We start from the raw sequence: 20,818 nt of genomic DNA on the forward strand, positions 1-20,818 counted from the left end.
TAATTTTCTCTCTATTACACAACAAACGAACACTCCTGTCAACTTAATTGATGACACGCCCTAGGAGTGTCTATTCAACAGTTTGGTTTTTATCAGGGAGCAATGGCTGCAGTATTCTCGGCTGTAAGTTTTAGCAGTGGTTATTTATTGAAGAATTTTGGACAAAAAAAATGTTTTTTCTTTAGTATTTTAATGCTTGTGGCTTTTATAATTGCCGCTATAGTTTTGGTGATATGCAAGACTAATGACCCATTAACCATAACAATAGTAACACAATTAGTGGCTATTGGCATGATATTCCCTTGTAATATTTTATGGCCTTTGGCGTTAGAGAGTATACCAAATGCTAAAGGCAGGATTACTGCTATATTTGTATCAGGAAGATTGATTGTTACCACTTTATGTTTGCAGTTGGTTAGTTATTTTTATCAGGGTACTTTTAAGCCATTAGCAATTGTTATGTGCATCACTATAGTTATAGCATTGATTGGTTGTTATAAATTATTGCAATTAGATAGAATATTTGATGAACCTAAATGATAAAAGATAATTTTATTCTAAAAGTAGCAGTCCGATATTTTAGAGCTAAGAAGAATGAGCGATTTGTTTCTATTATTGCTGGTTTTTCTTTGATGGGTGTAACTATCGGTGTTGCTGCATTGATAGTGGTTATGTCCGTTATGAACGGTTTTCATTATGAACTGACTAAAAACATTATTGGTCTTAATGGTGACATTAGCATAACACCAGTATCACGTTTTATCGCAAATTATGATGAAATTAACAAAAAATTAATTAGTCAGAATTATATAAAACATATTTCTCCAAGCATTGTCGGTCAAGCTCTTGCACTAGGTAAAAGAATGAATAGTGGTGCTATAATTAAAGGTATAGATTTAACTGAACTCAAATATAAAAATCAGATTTTACAAAATGTTAATACTGGAGATTTTACCGATTTTTTTGGCAAAGATGTTGTGGCAATCGGTAATGAATTGGCTCATAACCTAGGAGTTCAAGCAGGTGCAAAAATAAAATTAATTTCTCCCAATTCAATTTCTACTGCTTTTGGTAGTATGCCTAGATCTAAGGAATTCAGGGTTGTGGCTACTTTCACTAGCGGTATGTATGATTATGATTCAGCAACTATTTTAATGCCACTTATTGCTGCCCAAAATTTTCTGTCTTTCAAGGAAGTTATTAATCTAGTCGAAATAATAACGATAGAACCGAGTAACGCGGGAATTTATGCTTGGGAGATACAAAATCTTTTAGGATCAAAATTACGAGTGACAAGTTGGCAGAAATCACATTTACAGTTTCTAAATGCTTTAGCTGTTGAAAGGATAGCAATGTTTACTATTCTCTCTTTGATTATTATGGTAGCAGCCTTTAACATCGTGTCTAGCTTATTTATGTTAGTTAAAGACAAGACTTCGGATATTGCAGTGCTTCGTACCATTGGTGCAAGTACTAGGCAGATTATGCTTATTTTTATTTGTAATGGCATGTTTATAGGTTTGCTCGGTACGATTTTAGGTATCATATTGGGTACAAGCTTTGCTTATAATATCCAGTCTATTAGAAATATCTTGGAGAAAGTCACTGGTACTAAAATTTTTGAAGCAGCGATTTATTTTTTATACACTCTACCATCAGAGGTAAGATTAGAAGATGTTATATTAGTATCAACTATCTCTATAGTTCTATGTTTTTGTGCAACAATTTATCCTTCATATAAAGCTGCTAAGTTGAATCCTGTGGATGCCTTGCGTTATGAATAAAGCTGTATTAATGTTAAAAAATATTTCTAAAAAATATAAGCAGGGAAAATCTATTATTGAAGTATTAAGTAATGTTAACTTAACTGTAATGCAAGGAGAACTAGTTGCCATAATAGGCTCTTCTGGTAGCGGAAAATCAACTTTACTGCATATAGCTGGTCTACTTGATACCCCAAATAGTGGAGAGGTGCAGATAGAGTCAACAAACTATTGCCAAAATCACGCTCATATAATAAGACTGCGTAATATAGGTTTTGTCTATCAACAACATCATTTACTCAAAGATTTTACTGCCTTAGAGAATGTAGCAATGCCAAAATTAATTGCTGGTGATAGTTATAAATTAGCTCTTAAGAAGGCAGAAGAGCTATTAGCAGAGTTAGGGCTAGCTAATAAAATACATAATGTACCGGGTGAGCTATCTGGTGGTGAGCAACAAAGAGTAGCTATCGCTCGTAGCTTAATTAATAATCCTCAAATTATTTTAGCTGATGAACCTACTGGTAATCTAGATCCTAATACTGCTAATGAGGTTTTTAACTTATTGCTTAAAACCGCCAAACAACAAAATACCTCTATTATTGTGGTAACTCATAATCATGAAATGGCACATAAGATGCATAGAGTGTATGAATTGCAGTATGGGGAGCTGAAATAGGCGGTAAATAAATTGATGAATCAAATACTTGATTTTTATAGATATAAGATTACCATTGAATATTTAGGCACTGCTTTTGTTGGCTGGCAGAGGCAGTGTAATGCTATATCTATTCAACAAATATTGGAAGAAGGAATCTACAAATTTACTGGTGAAAAAGTAGTGGTTCATGGAGCTGGCAGGACTGATGCAGGGGTTCATGCTTTAGGGCAAGTAGCACATTTCGATTTAGTGAAATATATGCAGCCCTATAAAGTTATGCAGGCTATTAACTATTTTGTAAGATCTCATAATATAGGGATAATTGATTGTGTTCTAGTAGACAAAGATTTTCATGCAAGATTTTCTGCTGTAGAACGTCATTATGTATATAGAATTATTAATAGGTCTGGTCAAGTTATAATAGATTTAAATCGTGCTTGGTGGATAAAACAACCTCTTGATGTTGAAGCAATGAAATATGGGGCTTTCTATCTCATAGGAAATCATGATTTTAGCTCATTTAGAGGTAAATATTGCCAAGCAAAGTCACCTATAAAAACCTTATCTAAGTTAGTTATTACACAAGAAAACAACGATATAAAAATATATGTTTCTGCTCGATCTTTTTTACATCATATGGTTCGAAATATTGTTGGTAGTTTAGTATTAGTTGGACGCAATATATGGCAGGAAGGTGATATACAAAAAGCTTTGGATGCTAAAAAAAGAGAGGCAGCAGGTGCAAAAGCTCCAGCATGTGGGTTGTATTTTCTTAGAGTTGACTATTAAGATACTAGGGGTTAGGGTAATTTAAAAGTCACAACCATTAGTTGATATAGATGCAAATTTAACCGCTATCGATGTCATCCCTGCTTCGGTGCGGGATCTATATTACTTAATAGTCTTTCAGGCTTATTTTTTTAGATTCCCGCCGTTGCTCAGAATGACATCGAGTGCATATTAAGCACTTTTTCCTTTATCTATTAGGCTTGCAGCCCGACTTTTAAATTACCCTGCTAGGAGCGATTCAAAAATTGCTGGATTTAAACATAGTAATAAGGTATTATAAACTGAATTTAGTTCGTTATTAAATAATAATTATGCAAACAACAGCTGCGGTTACCAACAAAAAAACACAAATTAAAGAATATACGTCTTTTATCTTTACAATATTTTTGGCACTGATGATAAGATTTTTTATCATGGAACTTTTTTTTGTGCCAACAGGTTCAATGAAAGCAACCGTGCTGGAGAATGATTATATTTTTTCAACAAAATATTCTTATGGATATAGTAATTATTCTTTTCCTTTTAGTCCTAATATTTTGAATGGGAGAATGTTGGCGTCACAGCCACAAAGAGGAGATGTAATAGTTTTTTGCCCACCAAATAATATGGATATTCGATTTATAAAAAGACTAATTGGGCTACCTGGAGATAAAGTACAATTAATCAATGACGTAGTGTATATAAATGATAAAGCCATAGAACGCACTGAAATTGGTACATATACAAGTGAAGAAGGAAAAAATTATATAAAATATAAGGAAATATTACCTAATGGTGTAAGTTATTTTTCTTATAAATTAAAACAAAATAATCATTCACTAGTAAATAAATATGGTAATACGGAAAGCTTTTATGTACCAGAAGGTAAGTATTTCTTCCTTGGAGATAACAGAGATGAATCAAATGATAGTAGGATAGATCTAGGATTTGTACCGTTTAAAAACTTTATTGCCAAAGGACAATTTATTATTTTTTCTACAAAAGAAGAATTATGGCAAAGTGATATTGGGATAATTAATCAAATACTCCGTGTGGGTACTTGGCTGGCATCTATTAGATTTAACAGAATATTTACGTCCCTTTATACAGATAAAATATAAAATGATAACAAGTAAAGAATCAGCTCTTTCTGCTCCAGAAAAGCTTGAACAAGATATAGGATATAATTTTAATAATAAAGATCTTTTACTTGAAGCGTTAAGTCATCCTTCCCTTAAGCAACATATCCTAAAGCATGGAATTCAAAAAAACTATGAACGTTTAGAATTACTTGGTGATGCAATAATTAATTTTATCATTACTGAAATTATATTTAAGAATTTCTCTACCTATGATGAGGGGAAATTAGCAAAAATTAGAGCATATCTAGTCTGTAAAGAATCGCTTTGCAAAGTAGCTGCAAAAATCAATTTGTCAGACTATATTATTATGACCCATGGTGAAGAAGTATTAGGGGGAAGGCAAAATCCTAATAATATTGAGAATACTATGGAAGCATTAATTGCTGCCATTTATCTTGATAGTAATATTGATACGACCCAAAAAATAGTATATGATTTGTGGTATGAGTTTATATCTATTACTGATTTAGCTGATTATGATCCTAAAACTACTCTTCAGGAATTAGCACAAAGAAAGGGAATTGCAAGACCCGTGTATGAAGTGATAAAAAGAGAAGGATCACCACACGCATCTATCTTCACTGTATTAGTAAAAATGGAAGCATACCAACAAACTGGAACTGGTCATTCAGTTAAAGAAGCAGAAAAAGTTGCTGCTCGAAAATTAATGAACTATTTCAAAAATTTGAAATAGTTACCAAGTGTGCAAGTTTTTAATAGTTATAATAGCCCTCTCTAAGGGCTGGTGTCACCCCTGCGAAGGCAGGGGTCTAAAAAAATAGCATAGATAATGTTGTTAGATATTTTAGATCCCTGCCTACGCAGGGATGATATCGGGGCTGTTTAAGTTAACAAAACTTGCACACTTGGTAATAGTTGTAAGGTTTAATCCGTGGAAATATATTCTCAGAAAACAATAACTCTATGTATAATCGGTAAACCAAATGCTGGTAAATCATCATTATTAAACAAACTTATTGGACAAAAAATCTCCATAGTAACGAATAAAGTTCAAACTACTCGCTCCATTATAACTGGAATAGTTACCATAAAAGATACGCAGCTGATAATATTAGATACGCCAGGTATATTCGAGCCAAAGAAACAGCTGGAAAAAGCAATGGTACGGTGTGCATGGTCAAGTTTACATGGTGTAGATTTAGTTTTATTGATAATAGATAGTACGAAACCTATAGACCAATTTACTTTACAAATACTGAAAAAATTACAAAACCTTAAAATAAATTTAATATTTCTGTTAAATAAGATCGATATTCCTTCTAAATATATAGAAGAAATAGAAAATATTATAAGGTCTCAGTTCCTAGATGCTAATATATTTAAAATATCCGTTTTAAACGGCGAAAATATTAATAATTTACTAAGCTACATACAAAGCCAAGCAGGACTGTCGTCTTGGCTATACGAAGAAGATGATGTTACTAACCTACCTATGCGCTTTTTAGCAGCTGAGATAACTAGGGAACAATTATTCTTGAATCTTCACCAAGAATTACCTTATAATTTAACCGTTCAAACTGAAATGTGGCAGGAAAATAATGATAAGTCTATCAAAATTCATCAGGTAATAGTGGTTTCAAAGAATTCTTATAAGACTATTATTTTAGGAAAAAATGGTTGTAAAATTAAAGAAATAGGATCTAAGGCAAGAATAGAGATGCAGCTAGCTTTTGATTGTAAAATTCACCTTTTCCTTTTTGTGAAAGTACGTGAGTTTTGGGAAAATGATCCTCACTCATATAGCCATATGAGATTGCAACAAGTTTAAATATGAATTTTAAAGATATAGGTATAATAATTGCCAAAAAACCACTAAAAGAAAATACGGCTATTATTACAGTTTTTACTGAAAATCATGGCTTATATTCTGGTGTAATACGAGAAACATCTAAAAAATTTGGCTCTGTAAATCAACAAGGTAATATTGTTGATTTTCTTTGGCAAGCTAGATTACACGAGCATCTAGGAATGGCTAAATGCGAATTAATAAAATCTTACGCTGGTCTTTTAATAACTAATAAAATTAAGCTCTACGCTTTTAATTCAATTATTAGCCTTATTAAGATGGCATTTCATGAAAGAGAAAATCACAATAAATTTTTTCCAATTTTTGTAAAATATTTAAGTAGTCTAGCAAATGATTTTATTTTTGAGGAATATATTAAATTTGAATTAGCTATACTCCAAGAATCAGGCTATGGTCTTGATCTGCATAAATGTGCGGTAACAGGTAGTAGAGAGAATCTAGCTTACGTCTCGCCAAAATCTGGAAGAGCTGTATGCTTATCAGAGGGGTTACCATATCAAGACAGGCTTCTAATCTTACCACAATTCCTAACCTCCACTAATAGCCAAATTACTAATAATGATAAAAAACAAGCTTTTAATTTAACTACATATTTTTTTAACCGGTATTTCTTTCACAACCAACAACAACTATATGCACGAGAGAATTTCATAGAATATATTATTCGATTCGCAACACTCACACTGTAAAAATAAAATAAAGTCTATAGAAAATCAGCCTCCAAAAGCAGACTCTGAAGAATTGTTTTGCTTTCTAGAACCACCCCGGAAACTACTAAGTTTTTTAGATCTAGTCGGATGCTTCAATTTGCGTAGTGCTTTGGACTCTATTTGCCTAATACGTTCCCTAGTAACGTTGAATTGTTGTCCAACTTCTTCTAGTGTATGATCAGTACTCATTCCTATACCAAATCTCATTCTTAGAACTCTTTCTTCACGAGGAGTAAGAGTTGCTAAAACTCTAGTTGTGACCTCTCGTAAATTCGATTGAATTGCTGCGTCAAGCGGTAATATAGCATTTTTGTCTTCAATAAAGTCTCCAAGATAACTACCATCATCATCGCCTATTGGATTTTCTAAGCTAATTGGCTCTTTAGCTATTTTCATTACTTTTCGTACTTTATCAACTGGCATAGAAAGGCGAGCGGCAATTTCTGCCGGAGTCGGTTCATAACCTAGCTCGTTAAGCATCTGCCTAGAGGTACGAATAATTTTATTGATCGTTTCAATCATATGCACGGGAATACGTATGGTTCTAGCTTGATCAGCTATAGCTCTAGTAATAGCTTGCCTAATCCACCAAGTAGCATAAGTGGAAAATTTATATCCCCTACGATAGTCAAATTTATCAACAGCCTTCATTAACCCAATATTTCCTTCCTGAATTAAATCTAAAAACTGTAATCCACGATTTGCATACTTTTTAGCAATTGAGATAACTAGACGCAGATTAGCCTCTATCATAGCTTTTTTTGCCCTAAGGACTTGTCTTTCACCCTTTTGTATTGTATGCACTAACTTTTTAAATTCAATAATTGGCAAACCAATAGTCATTTCCATGGTTTTTAATTCACTAATCACTTGATCAATAGCATCAGATTCTTTAGCAAGGAAATTCTTCCAATTAGATTGCTTATTTTTTTGCATTTGCCTTTTCCAGCTTTCATCAATTACTGCTCCCATATATTCATTTAGGAAGTTTTGACGACTTATGCCATATTTTTCAGCTAATTTAAGGAAGCTCCCTTCTTTAGTTACTAATTCTCTATTTAAACTATATATTCTATTAAGAATTTCTTCTGTCCTTTTAGAGTGGAAATGGATACTAGAAATTTCAATAATTAGTAATTGTAGATTCTTGGCATATTTTTTGTTATCATGCAATCCCTTAGGTTGAGGATAACGGGTGTAATGTTTTTTTGCTTCAATTAACAACTCTTCAGAAAGCTTAGAAACTTTTGCCATACGCTTGACAACACTAGGTAATAACTGTAACTCAATAGTAGCTATTGATAAATTGCTAGCTTCTTCATGATCTGATTCTATATAATTATTTTGACTCTCTTCAGAATTACTATCATCCCCGTTGACCATATTAGCTTCTAGATCAATCAAATCTCGGAGTAGTATTTTTTCATTAACTAAATCTTCATGCCATTTTATAAAGAATTTCATCGATATTGGATTTTCACAAAGTGACTTAACCATTATCTCTTTGCCTTCTTCAATATCTTGGGCTACTTCTATTTCAGTCTCACGAGAAAAAAGTCCAACTCCTCCCATATCTCGTAAATATAACCTTACTGGATCATCGGTCGTACCTAAATTTTCTTCTTCACTTTCGTCTTCAGGCTCACGATCAACATTATTAGACAGTTTAAATTCATCATCTACATTAATATCAAGTTTGATCTCGTCATCATCACCTTCTATAATATCAACTCCAGCCTCAGAAAACTTTGATATTACCTTTTCTAGATCGTTTACTGATATATTATTAGTCATTGGAATGACTTTATTTAGATCATAGTAAGTGACTGCAGTGCCTTTTTCTTTAGCTGTTTTAACTAGGTTATCAACTGCAGTACCTTTTACATCTATTTTCTCTTTTGCTTCTGTCATAATTTATAAACCTTGGGTCAATTAGTAAAAGATTCGTTTAGATTATAAATCTCTTTAGAGATTTTCAAAATTTCTTCTCGATATAATATAACTTTTTTTAGCTCTTCGTCTGAGCCATTTTGCATAATTGAGCTATATTCTTGTTTTAATAGTACTAGGTAATGTGCTTTATGAAACCATTGGTAAAGTAAGTCAAAGTCTATGTCATCCATATTAAATAACAAATCTAGATATGGATTATTGGATTTTGACAATACTGAAAAAGTGTTATAAAATCCAGTTTTTTCTGCCAAACTAATAATATTTTCCTGATCTAATATATTGTTGCTAATAATTTCTGCAAAATACCAATCACGAAAAGCTTCAAGCATTTTATTTTGGAAATTTAACGTTAATAAGAAATCCTTTATTTCTTGCTTTTTGATTATCTTTGGACACTTTACTAACATTATACAAAAGACTTGTTCTAACATCTCAATTTCTGAATAATACGGAGCTGAAAATGTTATATTTGAATTTTTTACAGCTACTTTACTTTGACGTTTAATTAAATTTTGCCATATTTGATCTTTAAAATATCTATAATAATTATGGCTAAGTAGCTTATCTTTTATTTGTTTACAATAATCTTCAAGATTTCTTTCCAAAATAGCTTTGTCTTCTGGAGTTGAGAAAGTCTTACCTTCATATTCGGAACGCCAAATCATTTCAGACAGATTAATTCTTTTATCAAAAATTTGTGTGAAACTTCCCGCACCATCTTTATTTATCATATCATCAGGGTCACTTCCGCTAGGTAACATCACAAAGGAAATTTTCTTATTACCATTTATCAGAGGTAGTACTAGATTAATTACCCGATGGGTGGCTTTTATTCCTGCTATATCACCATCTAAACAGAGTACTATTTCATCTCCGGCACGCCATAATTTTTGTAGGTGATTCTCTGTAACCGAAGTACCAAGACTTGCCATTGCCTCTTTAAAACCAGCTTGGTGCAAGGCAATAACATCCAAGTACCCTTCAACTAAGATTGAATGATTTTTCTTATAGGCAACACTAATCGCATTATTCTCCCCATATAATGTTTCATTTTTTTGAAATAATATGGTTTCCGGAGAATTTAAATATTTAGGTAACCCATCACCAAGCACTCGCCCCCCAAAACCAACTACTTTATTATAAACATTTTTAATCGGAAAGATTATCCGATTATAAAATATCTCATATATTGTACCATCATCTCGCTTGCCCACTAAGCCTGCTTTTTGAAGTTTTATCAAAGATATTGATTTTTTTTCAAAAAATTTCTGTAATGCTTTAGATGGAGGAGCAAAACCGATGGAGAATTCCTTAATTGCTTCTTTACTAATACCGCGGTCATGTAAGTAGCTACATACTTCTTGTGACAATTGTGATGTAAAAAATCTTTCAGCCATCTCTAAGATATCAAATAGTTCATCCGATTCTTCATAGAGTTTTTGTTGTGCTGCTGTTAATTTAGGCAATTCAATGCCATAATCATTAGCAAGTTTAATGGCTGCTTCCTTATAAGATAAACCGCTAAAGTTGGAAACAAACTTTATAACATCCCCGTGAACAGTGCAGCCAAAGCAATAATAAAACTTCTTGGCATCATTTACAGTGAATGATGGAGATTTTTCAACATGGAAAGGACATAGTCCCAAGTAATTTCCAGATTTTTTAGTTAAGACTACTTTTTGTCTAACAACATCTGATAAATTAATCCGAGTTCTAAGAAGTTCATAAAATTCTAATGGAATTCTCATAAACTTACAATAAAGGTGAATATGATTGTAGAGAAGCAGTAGCTAAGAGGTATTAACAAATTATCGTTTATTGATAACTCTTTTGAGTAGAATTCACTAATAGTAGCAACTATAGAACTAATTATGATAACAGTAAAACTAGTGTGATAGCCGATGAAAAAATACACTAATATACTAATAAAAATTGCAGAAATTAGAAAGGCAATGGAACCTTCCAATGATTTGCCATTTTTTAGAGGCGTACCTATTTTTGTACCCACTAACGCAGCAAGACAATCAGCTATTATCAATATAAGCCAAGATGAAATCGCTAAACCTTTTGAAAATAAAAGAGCAGTTAAGAAAAATCCAACCACCATAAAACTGCTACCACTTAGTCTGAATAAACCACTCTGTTCTTCAGGTCTCATAAACTTTCCAAGAAATTTATCTGTCAATTTCTTAACATATAAATTATAATGCCTTGTAATATCTATATATAATACACATACTATAAGTAGAAGTAATAGTGTAGTAACAACTAATTTAGATGAAAATAAATAAAAAAGTGGTATAATCAAGCTGTATAAGTGGAAAGTTTTACGTTGTATTTCAAAATTAAAGAGTTTAGTTTGCATAATAACCTAAAAGGCCTATTTGACAAAGTTTGACACAACAAATATACTAGAAAACTTAACTTAGACAAGACATATTATTATGGCAGATTTTCCTATTACACATAAAGGGTTTGATAGTTTAGAAAAAGAAATTAAACATCTTAAACATATAGAACGACCAAAAGTAATTGAAGCTATAGCAACAGCTAGAGATTTTGGAGATTTATCTGAGAATGCAGAATACCATGCAGCACGGGAAAAACAAAGTTTTATTGAAGGTCGCATTTTGGATCTTGAAGATAAAATAGCAAGAGCTAAAATTATTGACACCTCAAAACTCTCCGGTGATACCGTAAAATTTGGGGCGTTAGTTAAGTTGATCGATGACGAAACAGAGGAAATAGTGATGTATCATATTGTTGGAGAGTATGAAGCAGATATAACCAAAAAGAGGGTATCCATAGTATCGCCAATTGCTAAGGCTCTCATCGGTAAAGGGGTTGGAGATGTAGTAGAAGTAACCACTCCTAAAGGTTCAAAATCTTATGAGGTTTTAGAAGTATCTTATCAAGAATTAGTAGATATTTAAGATATTAACTATTAGTGCTAGCCTATTTATATATTAGACTTCTTTCGAAACTCACTTGTGCTGAGGGATTTGAAGGAGACACGGAACGCAGAACCGCAGCGTACTTGAATGTACGTGAGGATTCGAGTACCACAACTGTCGAAAGTTAGAAGAGGAAGGGGTTTTAAATAGGGTAACGTCATTGCGAGGAAGACCGTAGGTCGACGAAGCAATCCAAAAAAGTAACCATAAGTGGATTGCTTCGTCGGCTTACGCCTTCTCGCAATGACAGCGGTTATAAGCCGACAACTTTTAAACTGTCATTATGACTTCTAAAACCGCTTCCTCTTCTAACTTTCGACAGCTGTGATTCGAGTACCGGATCGACGTACAAATCACCAGCAGAAGTAGAGTTTCGAAAGAAGTCTATTATAATACTCCTTATAGCTAACCCGAGAAACCTCAATGCGGGATAAGAATTAGTTAATTCTTATCCCGCATTCGCGTGAGAAGGTTTTAGGCATAATAATAGAATTGATGTCACCCCCTAGTTAATATTATGGTTCAATTTGTTACCTTATCAGGCTTTTCAGAATATGAAGACACAGTAAAATTAATGGAAGATAAGGTTGCAAGTTTAATCAATAAATCTTCACAAGAGATTGTTTATTTAGTTGAATATAAGGATATTTATACCGCAGGTACTAGTTTTAAGGCAAATGAATTGTTAAATCCTAGAGATATACCGGTAATTTATACTGGTAGGGGAGGGAAGCTTACCTACCATGGTAGCGGACAAAGAGTAATATACCCCATTCTTGATTTAGTCTCAGAACGAAGGCAAAAGGATTTAAAACTATATATTAAACTATTAGAAGAATGGATTATAAATAGCCTTTTATATTTTGGGATTAAAGCTTTTACTATAAGTGGTATAGTGGGGATATGGGTAGAAGAAAACGGTGTACCTGCAAAGATTGCATCAATAGGTATTAGAGTTAAAAAATGGGTTACATATCATGGTGTTGCTGTAAATATTTCAACAAATCTTGATATGTTCTCCGGAATTATTGCTTGTGGTCTGAGAGATATGCCTGTGACCTCGTTTAAGAAACTTGGTGTTGATATAACGTTAGATCAGTTTGATGAAGTTATTAAGGATAAATTCTTTGAGGTTTTTTAAAATATTCAGTATACTCGATGAAAATCAACAATTGCGGTGTCATTGTCCAAGACCTGCGGTGCTCACGTACTAATGTACGCTGTGCTCCTCGGCTTGGACACTCCTAGCACTTGTTGATTTTGATCTTCGTCTACCAACTCTTCATTTACGAGTAGTATATACCCCTATGAGTTCAATTTATCATATACTTGATAAGATTCCTGCTATTTATCCTGAGGACATGCAAATAGAATATGAACAATTAGCTCAACAATTAATCAAATCAGGAAAACTTAGGATAGATACCGATAATAGTTGTAATTTTGCAAGATTTTCTGATCCAAAGTTCAATATTAGTTTGATGGTAAGTAAAGAGGAAATAACTGAGCCAAATTTAATTGAACAAACTAATCAGTTATTTAGATCTCTATACAAATCTTCTATATCAGATAAAAAACTGGCATCGATTTATACAGATCTGAAAAAACAAATTCAAAAATTACAACCAGTTGACCAATCCGTTACTGAAAAATTAACAAGGCTTTTTGTTCAGTCAGCCCATCCTATAGTTATTAGGTGGTTATTGCATGATAAGGTCCAAGTATTTATTACTTATTCCCATAATATCGGTGATATGATGGATATAGTTGATTGGCAACGTTCGGGTTCTAATAGTGGTATGCAAAGTACTGACGGTAAGAATGTAGCAGTCTTTGTTTCCTGCGGTGGAAATCCATTTGCTGAAAATGATAAAAATCACCCAACTTATGGTGATGGATGGGCAGCAGTTGCTAGATTGCAAATTATAGCTGGGCAAGAACTTGGGCATTTTGCTGATATTAAAAGAGATGCAAGTGGCCGTCAAATTAGTCGTCATTCAGCAAATTTTTCTGGAACAAAAGCAACACCCCATGTAAGACAGGCTAGAATAGATGATATTATTAATTGTGATAAACTATTAGCCAAGCTTCTCTCTATAGGGATGAGGCAAATGATTATTTATGAAGAAAAGGTAAAATTTTATAATAAAAACAAGGTACGGGGTATAAGGGCTTATTGGGCAAGATTACTTGGCTTTATATATAAACAGAAATTTTTATTTTCCGTTAATAGAAGAAAATTATTTTTTATTAAGAGATTCATAAAAGAGCAATATATGGGGCTGATGATTAGAGCTATGATTGAAGATATGAAGTTTAATTTAGCACCAGTTGCAGATGTTTATAAAAATAGTAACCCTGAGATCGAAGAAACAATTGCCTGTATAGAGGCTCTAGCAAGAGTCCCCCAACAGGTGATGAAATGGGGATATTTAACGACTATGGCAACAATGAAAGGATTATATAAAGTATATTATTCCGAAGTTATACCTTCCTTAATTTCTAACTATGTATTAATGACTAAGCAAAGCTATAAACGTGATATGTCAAAGCCAAGGTCTCTAACTAATTTTTTTCGTAAAATAAATATATTTAGTAAAAAAAAGTTAGTATTTAAACAAGTCAGAGAAGTATAGGTTTATGTCATTCCTGTGTAGGCAGGGATCTAGAAAAATAAACCGAGAGGATTTGTTAAAATTTTTTAGACCCCTGCCTTCGTAGAGATGACATCGGTAGCGGTTAAATTTGCATCTATAGCAACTAATGGTTATGACTTTTAAATTACCCTGCCTTCTATAGCCTATAATGTAGAACTTCTTATCTTAAAACTTTTTCTATGATAAGGTGAAAGACCGTGAAGGCTTATAGCATTTAGATGTTCTTTAGTACCATAACCGGAGTTTTTGTGCCACATATATTCCGGAAATTCTTTGGCATATTCAAGCATTAAGCGATCTCTAGTAACTTTCGCAATAATAGATGCTGCTCCAATAGAAATTGATAAATTATCGCCATTTATTATACTAATAAATCTTGGGTCGTGAAATTTCATGTTACCGTCTATTAATACCGTATCCGGTTTAACAGCAAGATTTGCTACTGATATAGTACAAGCTTTTTTAGTTGCTTCAAGGATATTAATTATATCTATCTCATCGTGATGCACTATACCAACAGACCAAATATAATTTTGGGTTATTTGTTTATATAACAACTCCCTCATTGTTTTAGTAAGTTTTTTGGAATCTTTGATACCATGTATGATTTTTGTTTGGTCAATGATAACAGATGCAGCTACTACAGGACCAACTAGTGGTCCTCTGCCAGCTTCATCTACTCCAGCTACTAATCCTGAATATTTTTGTTCTAATTTAAACATCACGCTTCCCATAAAATGACACTTTATGTATTTCACCTTATATATAGTTTTTCATCATCGCTATCATCTATTGTTACTGTAGTAATACCATTTCCCATTATTAACTACGCTAATACTACAGTTGTAGTTACTACCTAGAGCTGTCATTCCCGCGTAGGCGAGAATCTACCGTCCTTTATCTTTATTAGAATGCTTTGTGTTAGAAGGGGTAGTATTGGGTTTAATAGTACTACTACCATTTCCCATAGATATATCGTTTTTATTGAGAGTTTTTCTTAGACGGTGATATATTTGAGATCCGGCTGTACTCTCAAGTTTGCTTAATATCTTTTCTAATGCAGTCTTACTAGTTTGCAATCCATCACTTCTATTTGCTTTATCAATAGCTTGGATTGTCTCAGCACCATTTTCAATAAAAGCCTCTTTCTGTTCCTCAGGTGATTTAGCAAATGATTTAATATAATGCCTCAGTTTTGTACCTAAATCTGTAATGGTTCTAACATGCATTGGATCAGCCGGTGAAAATTCCAATGCCGAATACATTTTTTCTGTACCAGCTCCTATAGTTGCAATTGTCTCAATTTGTTCAGTTTCCTGTAAGGATTTATGTGGAAACTCTTCTATCAATGTATCCATTTGTTTAGCTTGTTGGCCAAATTTATCTAAATTAGGTTGTCCTTTAACATATTCGGCAGAATATCCTTTAGCAAGTTCACCATGAGCATTAAGGGTGGTGCTAATATTGCCTTTAAATTCACCAAATTTCTGACCGGTAGCTTCAACAGTTTGTGAAAGTACATTTGTTGTGTCATCATCCAACGACACCTGTATTTTTACTTCTTTCTCTATTCCCATGCTTTCCATAGCTTCAGCAAGTTCAGGAGTATATTTCGAATCAAAGCTAAAGTTGAGTAGACTTTTGAACCTATCTATATCCTTTACAAAGCCTTCCTTTGGTTCACCAATAATATTAGCTATATCTGATTTAAACTTCTCTAATTTGGGCATAAAAATATCTTTAATTACGTTTGATGTCATTCCCGCTTTTAGCTAGGAATGAGGGGATACTCGAATGATTTGAAGAATTGTTTTTTGAAAATATTAGGAACTTGCGTACTCATGTACTAAATGTACACCTAGTTCGCTCGCCCCTCATTTTCAAATCCAATTCGTAGGATCATTCGAGTATATACCCATAATAACCAACATTATAGTAGTTTGTAATAATTTTATTGAAAACTAAATCTTTTTTTATTATTTGTTTCAATTGTACATTCATGCTGATTACAAAATATCATTATTACTTCAAACTCTCTTAAAAATTCTCTAGTAATAGTAATTTTGTTACCTTTACATTGGTTTCTACTTGACATGTTAATATATATATCGACATTTTCACATATTTTATTTGGAGCAATTGGCTTATAGTTTATCAAAATTGTGTATCCATCGGAAGTAAAAATATTTTTTTCTATAGGGAATATTTTAGCATCCTGTTGACCAAACCAGTTGGCCCAATATATACGCTTAAACTCTGGTATCTCATTCACATAAATGTCAAGTTCACCATTGTTATTTTTTATACCAATAGCATTTAAATTTATATCAAATATGAAATTAGGTTTAGGAGAATTTAGCATTAAGATTACAGATATAATCATTATAATCAGACCTAAAAAATGCCATTTTGTTCTCCATAAACAAGTCCAAAAAAATCCAAATAAGAAAGTAATTAAACTAATTTTGGTTATATAACCAAAATACCATACTGATAATGGTAAGGTATTAGTAAATTTCACTGCTGCAATAATTATATTAATGAAAAAACCTATTAATTTTAAACAATATTGATCTATACCAAATATCATTAAGAATAATGAGATAATAGATAACGGCATCAGAAAGAAAGACATTATCGGTACAGCAATAAGGTTCATGGGAATAGAATAAGTAGGAAATGTATAAAATTGGTTTATTACCACAGGAGCGGTTACTATACTTGCAAGGAAGCTTGAATAAATATTAGAGGCAATATAAAATTTTATGGAAGAAAAGATGCCCTTGCTTTCACCTAAAATCCATTGATTTTTTATATAAAATTCATAACCAGCAGTTAGCGATAATACTGCCACAAAAGATAATTGGAAGCTTGGATGAAATATATATTCGGGATTTACCGATAATATTATGAAAGCCGCAATCGCGAGCGATCTTAGGGGGTAGGGCTTCCGTCCTATCATAACTGCATAAATAAAAATTGTCGTCATAATGAATGCCCTTGTGGCAGCAATTTGCATGCCACTTAGCTGCAAATAACCATAACTGCCTATTAAAGAACAAATTGCTGCAATTGACTTTATGTTGTAATTATAAGCAATATAATTTGATAGATTTAATAAGAATCTTGCTGATATGAAAAACAGCATAGCTACCAATGACAAATGTAAACCGGAGACGCAAAGTATGTGAGATATACCGCTTTGTCTCATTTCTTTCATTAATTTTCTATCGATGGCTTTGGTTTCTCCTAGTAATATTGCTGCGGCGAAATTACCTTTAATAGGACCGAGTATTTGGATTAGGCGGTTGTAAATATTTTTTTTAATTTTATAGATAAAACTATTAGTGTAGAGATTACTATGTGCTATAATTTGGGGGGGTGATAGTGCATAGCCAGTGGCGTTGATATCCGCCAAATATGCATAAAAGCCAAAGTCATAACCACCTGGTAGGATACTACTTTGAGGCTTATAAAGCTGAGCCACTAGGTTAATGCTATCGTTAATATTAATTTCTTGAGCATATTTTGCTGGCATGCTTATCCTTACTTTTTGTAAAACCTGCTTAAGTTTTTGAATTTTTACCTGATATAATATAACCTGCATACCATGAGTAGTCGGTTTCATCGATTCTATAGTGCCACCTATTTGTGAAATTATCGGCTTTTTAATGCTAACAACATGTAAATTTGATATACGATATTTGCCCACTAACATACCACATGAAAAAGCGATAATTATGCCCGAAATAAATCGCCCAAATATGTTATTTCTTAAGATTATTAGTGATAAAGAAATTGTGAAAATAGCTAGAATAGATATAAAGGAAGGTTCGTTACTTAAAGTAAAATAAATAACGATACCATAAATGAAACTAACGAAATACCAAAGGCTGAGATTGTGATATTCTTGTTCTAAAATGCTTTTGGCAAGCTTAAAAATTAATTTATAATCTCTTAGGGTCATTACATCTAACAGTAGATTTTTATTTAAAATAAGCTACTATTAGATGTAATTCAAGAAATCTATTCCCTCATTTCACCCTGAATATATAAACCATGAGCTATCTGATAAAAACTAATAGCTTCTTCTACTAAGTTAGGAATATTTTCAGTCTCTATTTTATCTTTACCAACTAATTTATAAGTTTTTGGCTGCCCTTGTGGGCTTAAGATAACTAAGTGATTATCTTTCATAAAACCAAGTAATTGGTAAGTGCTGATAAATGCTCTTTTTGCCGGTATGTTTAACATATCTTGACCGAAGAACTTACTGTTATACGAGAAATTTAATAATCCAAAAATAGTAGGAGCAATGTCAATTTGACTTGCTAAACTATCAATTATCTGTGGTTTTAATATATTAGGAGCATATATTAATAGAGGTATATGATATTTGTTAATAGGCAAATCAGTTTTACCAGCACTTGATGCACAATGATCAGCAGTAATAACAAAGATAGTATTATTAAACCAAGGGCGAGTTTTTGCTAATTCAAGAAACTTACCAATAGCATAGTCAGTGTATTTAACAGCTGCATTACGTCCACTACCAGATGGCAAATCAATTCTACCTTCGGTGAAAGTATAAGGACGATGGTTAGAGACAGTCATAATTAATGAGAAGAAGGGTTTGCCTTCCTTATGACTTTGATCGGCTAACTCTAGTGATTTTATTAGTATATCCTCATCAGCTACTCCCCAAATATTGGAGAAACTTATTTCATTTGATTTCAGATTACCTCGATCAACTATATTATAACCATTACCATGAAAATAATTTGCAAAATTATCAAAGTAACTATAGCCACCAAATACGAAGTTAATAACATAACCTTCATTCTTAAAAATAGTACCTATATTAAATAGCGATTGGTTATCAGGTCTACGAATAATGGAAGAACCAGGAGTTGGTGGTACTGATAAAGTAATAGCTTCCAAACCTCTTACTGTTCTAGTTCCTACTGCATATAGATTGGTAAAAAATATGCTTTCATCAGCTAATCTATCTAAATTTGGAGTAATATTTTGTTGATTGCCAAATTTACCCATGAATTCGCTACTCAGACTTTCGACGGTAATAAAAATAATATTATATTTTTTATTATTAGAAGAATTAGCTCTGATATTTCGTTCTATAGTAGCATCGTTTAAAAATATTTGTTTATCTTTCGATAAATTGGAGCGGACAATATCTAAAGCCCGCTTTTTATCAATTACTGGATAAAAACTATTATAGTCCAAGCTATTATTAAAATAGGCAGAGCAGAACTCATATGGACCGTTTTTAGCAAGCTCGATAGCATATTTATTATAATTAAAAGCAATTTTATTGGGGTTATAAAAATTAAAAACAAGTAGGCTAAACAAAAATAGCATTATCACACAAAAAATATGTTTCTTGCCATTTAGAGTACTTGCTTGATTAATTATGTATTTTCTTAAGAAAAAAACAATCAGTAGTGTAATAATTATAATGCCTAGTAATATTTCTATATAGGGCAAAGACTCTTTTACAGTACCAATGATTTCATGAGTATAAATTAGATAATCTACAGCAATAAAATTAAATCTAACGCCGAACTCATCCCAAAAAGTAATCTCTGCGATGGCAATAAATATTAGTAGTGCAATAGTACAAAAATAAGCGATAAAAGAGCAGCTTACATACAAAAATTTATACCGAACCAATAACTTGTAGAAGCCAATGATAACAAGCGACATTACTGGTAAAAAATAACAAAGAGATATTAGATCATTGAATGTACCAATAACAAAAGTTGATACTAGATCAGATATGGTTATTTGTTGTTGCCATAAAGCATATGAGCTTAATAGAATACGAGTAATAAACTGAAACATTAGGTAAATTCTAACAATAGGAAAATGTAGTAGTGTTTTTATCATATATATCTAAATTAACCTCAGTTCGATATAAGAATTAATAATTCTTATATCGAACTGGCTTTGTTATAAGGAAAAATGCACTCTTGAAGCGGCTGACGCGAGTGCATTTTAACTTTTTTCATCATTCAATATGTGATTTTAATAATTAAAATCACATATTGAATGGAGTGTTATATTTTAACAATTAGGTGTAGAACCGCTTCAAACCTGATTGTTTCTATATATAACACTGAATTCGATGTAACAAGTTACATCGAATTCAGGTTAAATTAACGTCATTGCGAGGAGGTCGTAAGACCGACGAAGCAATCCAAGAAAAATCGGTTAAACAATATCTTCATACGCGAATTCGGGATAAGAATTAACTAATTCTTATCCCGAATTGGGGTATATACTCGATAATCAAGTTTTTTTCTGAAGGCTACAATTCATGGCAGTTTATGTCATCCGAGCTACGGCAGGGATCTCAAAAGCC

General features: G+C 32.4%; 18 protein-coding genes. 11 read left to right on the forward strand and 7 right to left on the reverse strand.

Annotation, left to right across the window (positions count from 1 at the left end):
* Positions 1–66: 66 nt before the first annotated feature.
* The 8 genes from AAGD29_RS01150 (at position 67) to recO (ending at position 6,851) form a co-directional block, all read left to right on the forward strand.
* On the forward strand, positions 67–540 hold the full coding sequence (locus AAGD29_RS01150; RefSeq protein WP_341758195.1) for a hypothetical protein: 474 nt from the start codon (positions 67–69) through the stop codon (positions 538–540).
* Positions 537–1,784, forward strand: coding sequence for a lipoprotein-releasing ABC transporter permease subunit (locus AAGD29_RS01155; RefSeq protein WP_341758196.1), 1,248 nt, complete (start codon positions 537–539; stop codon positions 1,782–1,784). Before AAGD29_RS01150 ends, AAGD29_RS01155 begins: the two co-directional genes overlap by 4 nt.
* The gene (locus tag AAGD29_RS01160) at positions 1,777–2,442 is read left to right on the forward strand and encodes an ABC transporter ATP-binding protein (RefSeq protein WP_341758197.1); all 666 of its coding nucleotides are present in this window, start codon (positions 1,777–1,779) and stop codon (positions 2,440–2,442) included. Before AAGD29_RS01155 ends, AAGD29_RS01160 begins: the two co-directional genes overlap by 8 nt.
* 15 nt (positions 2,443–2,457) lie before the next feature.
* On the forward strand, positions 2,458–3,213 hold the full coding sequence (truA, locus tag AAGD29_RS01165) for a tRNA pseudouridine(38-40) synthase TruA (RefSeq protein WP_341758198.1): 756 nt from the start codon (positions 2,458–2,460) through the stop codon (positions 3,211–3,213).
* 311 nt (positions 3,214–3,524) lie between these two features.
* Positions 3,525–4,313: a signal peptidase I gene (lepB, locus tag AAGD29_RS01170; RefSeq protein WP_341758199.1), complete on the forward strand. Its 789-nt coding sequence runs from the start codon at positions 3,525–3,527 to the stop codon at positions 4,311–4,313.
* 1 nt (position 4,314) lies between these two features.
* Positions 4,315–5,028, forward strand: a complete 714-nt coding sequence (gene rnc / locus AAGD29_RS01175) for a ribonuclease III (protein WP_341753780.1) — start codon at positions 4,315–4,317, stop codon at positions 5,026–5,028.
* Between the two features lie 204 nt (positions 5,029–5,232).
* Positions 5,233–6,123 (forward strand): GTPase Era, encoded by an 891-nt coding sequence (era, locus tag AAGD29_RS01180; RefSeq protein ID WP_341758811.1) that lies wholly within the window; start codon positions 5,233–5,235, stop codon positions 6,121–6,123.
* A gap of 2 nt (positions 6,124–6,125) precedes the next feature.
* The gene (gene recO / locus AAGD29_RS01185; RefSeq protein WP_341758200.1) at positions 6,126–6,851 is read left to right on the forward strand and encodes a DNA repair protein RecO; all 726 of its coding nucleotides are present in this window, start codon (positions 6,126–6,128) and stop codon (positions 6,849–6,851) included.
* Between the two features lie 24 nt (positions 6,852–6,875).
* On the opposite strand, the gene rpoD is transcribed toward recO, so the two are convergent.
* Genes rpoD through AAGD29_RS01200 form a run of 3 tightly spaced genes read right to left on the reverse strand, consistent with a single transcriptional unit; the run spans position 6,876 to position 11,190 of the window.
* Positions 6,876–8,783, reverse strand: coding sequence for an RNA polymerase sigma factor RpoD (gene rpoD / locus AAGD29_RS01190; RefSeq protein WP_341758201.1), 1,908 nt, complete (start codon positions 8,781–8,783; stop codon positions 6,876–6,878).
* Positions 8,784–8,800: 17 nt separating this feature from the next.
* Positions 8,801–10,573 carry a DNA primase gene (gene dnaG / locus AAGD29_RS01195; RefSeq protein ID WP_341758202.1) on the reverse strand — a complete coding sequence of 591 codons (1,773 nt, stop codon included), beginning with the start codon at positions 10,571–10,573 and terminating at the stop codon, positions 8,801–8,803.
* Positions 10,570–11,190, reverse strand: coding sequence for a diacylglycerol/polyprenol kinase family protein (locus tag AAGD29_RS01200; RefSeq protein ID WP_341758203.1), 621 nt, complete (start codon positions 11,188–11,190; stop codon positions 10,570–10,572). Before AAGD29_RS01200 ends, dnaG begins: the two co-directional genes overlap by 4 nt.
* A 76-nt stretch (positions 11,191–11,266) precedes the next feature.
* On the opposite strand from AAGD29_RS01200, the gene greA reads away from it, so the two are divergent.
* From greA to AAGD29_RS01220, 3 genes are all read left to right on the forward strand, one after another.
* On the forward strand, positions 11,267–11,758 hold the full coding sequence (gene greA / locus AAGD29_RS01205) for a transcription elongation factor GreA (RefSeq protein ID WP_341758812.1): 492 nt from the start codon (positions 11,267–11,269) through the stop codon (positions 11,756–11,758).
* 538 nt (positions 11,759–12,296) lie between these two features.
* On the forward strand, positions 12,297–12,920 hold the full coding sequence (lipB, locus tag AAGD29_RS01215; RefSeq protein WP_341758205.1) for a lipoyl(octanoyl) transferase LipB: 624 nt from the start codon (positions 12,297–12,299) through the stop codon (positions 12,918–12,920).
* Between the two features lie 166 nt (positions 12,921–13,086).
* Positions 13,087–14,415, forward strand: a complete 1,329-nt coding sequence (locus tag AAGD29_RS01220; RefSeq protein WP_341758206.1) for a DUF2748 family protein — start codon at positions 13,087–13,089, stop codon at positions 14,413–14,415.
* Between the two features lie 164 nt (positions 14,416–14,579).
* Here the strand turns inward: AAGD29_RS01220 and AAGD29_RS01225 are convergent, their stop codons facing one another.
* The 4 genes from AAGD29_RS01225 to AAGD29_RS01240 all read right to left on the reverse strand — a co-directional run bounded on the left by AAGD29_RS01225 (position 14,580) and on the right by AAGD29_RS01240 (position 20,343).
* On the reverse strand, positions 14,580–15,170 hold the full coding sequence (locus tag AAGD29_RS01225; protein WP_341758813.1) for a ribonuclease HII: 591 nt from the start codon (positions 15,168–15,170) through the stop codon (positions 14,580–14,582).
* A gap of 153 nt (positions 15,171–15,323) precedes the next feature.
* Positions 15,324–16,196, reverse strand: coding sequence for a hypothetical protein (locus AAGD29_RS01230; RefSeq protein WP_341758207.1), 873 nt, complete (start codon positions 16,194–16,196; stop codon positions 15,324–15,326).
* A 191-nt stretch (positions 16,197–16,387) separates the two neighbouring features.
* Positions 16,388–18,403, reverse strand: a complete 2,016-nt coding sequence (locus AAGD29_RS01235) for a ComEC/Rec2 family competence protein (protein ID WP_341758208.1) — start codon at positions 18,401–18,403, stop codon at positions 16,388–16,390.
* A gap of 59 nt (positions 18,404–18,462) precedes the next feature.
* On the reverse strand, positions 18,463–20,343 hold the full coding sequence (locus AAGD29_RS01240; protein ID WP_341758209.1) for an LTA synthase family protein: 1,881 nt from the start codon (positions 20,341–20,343) through the stop codon (positions 18,463–18,465).
* Positions 20,344–20,818: the final 475 nt, after the last annotated feature.

It is taken from the genome of Candidatus Tisiphia endosymbiont of Ditula angustiorana, from assembly GCF_964026425.1.
In the GTDB taxonomy this organism is placed as follows: Bacteria; Pseudomonadota; Alphaproteobacteria; order Rickettsiales; family Rickettsiaceae; genus Tisiphia.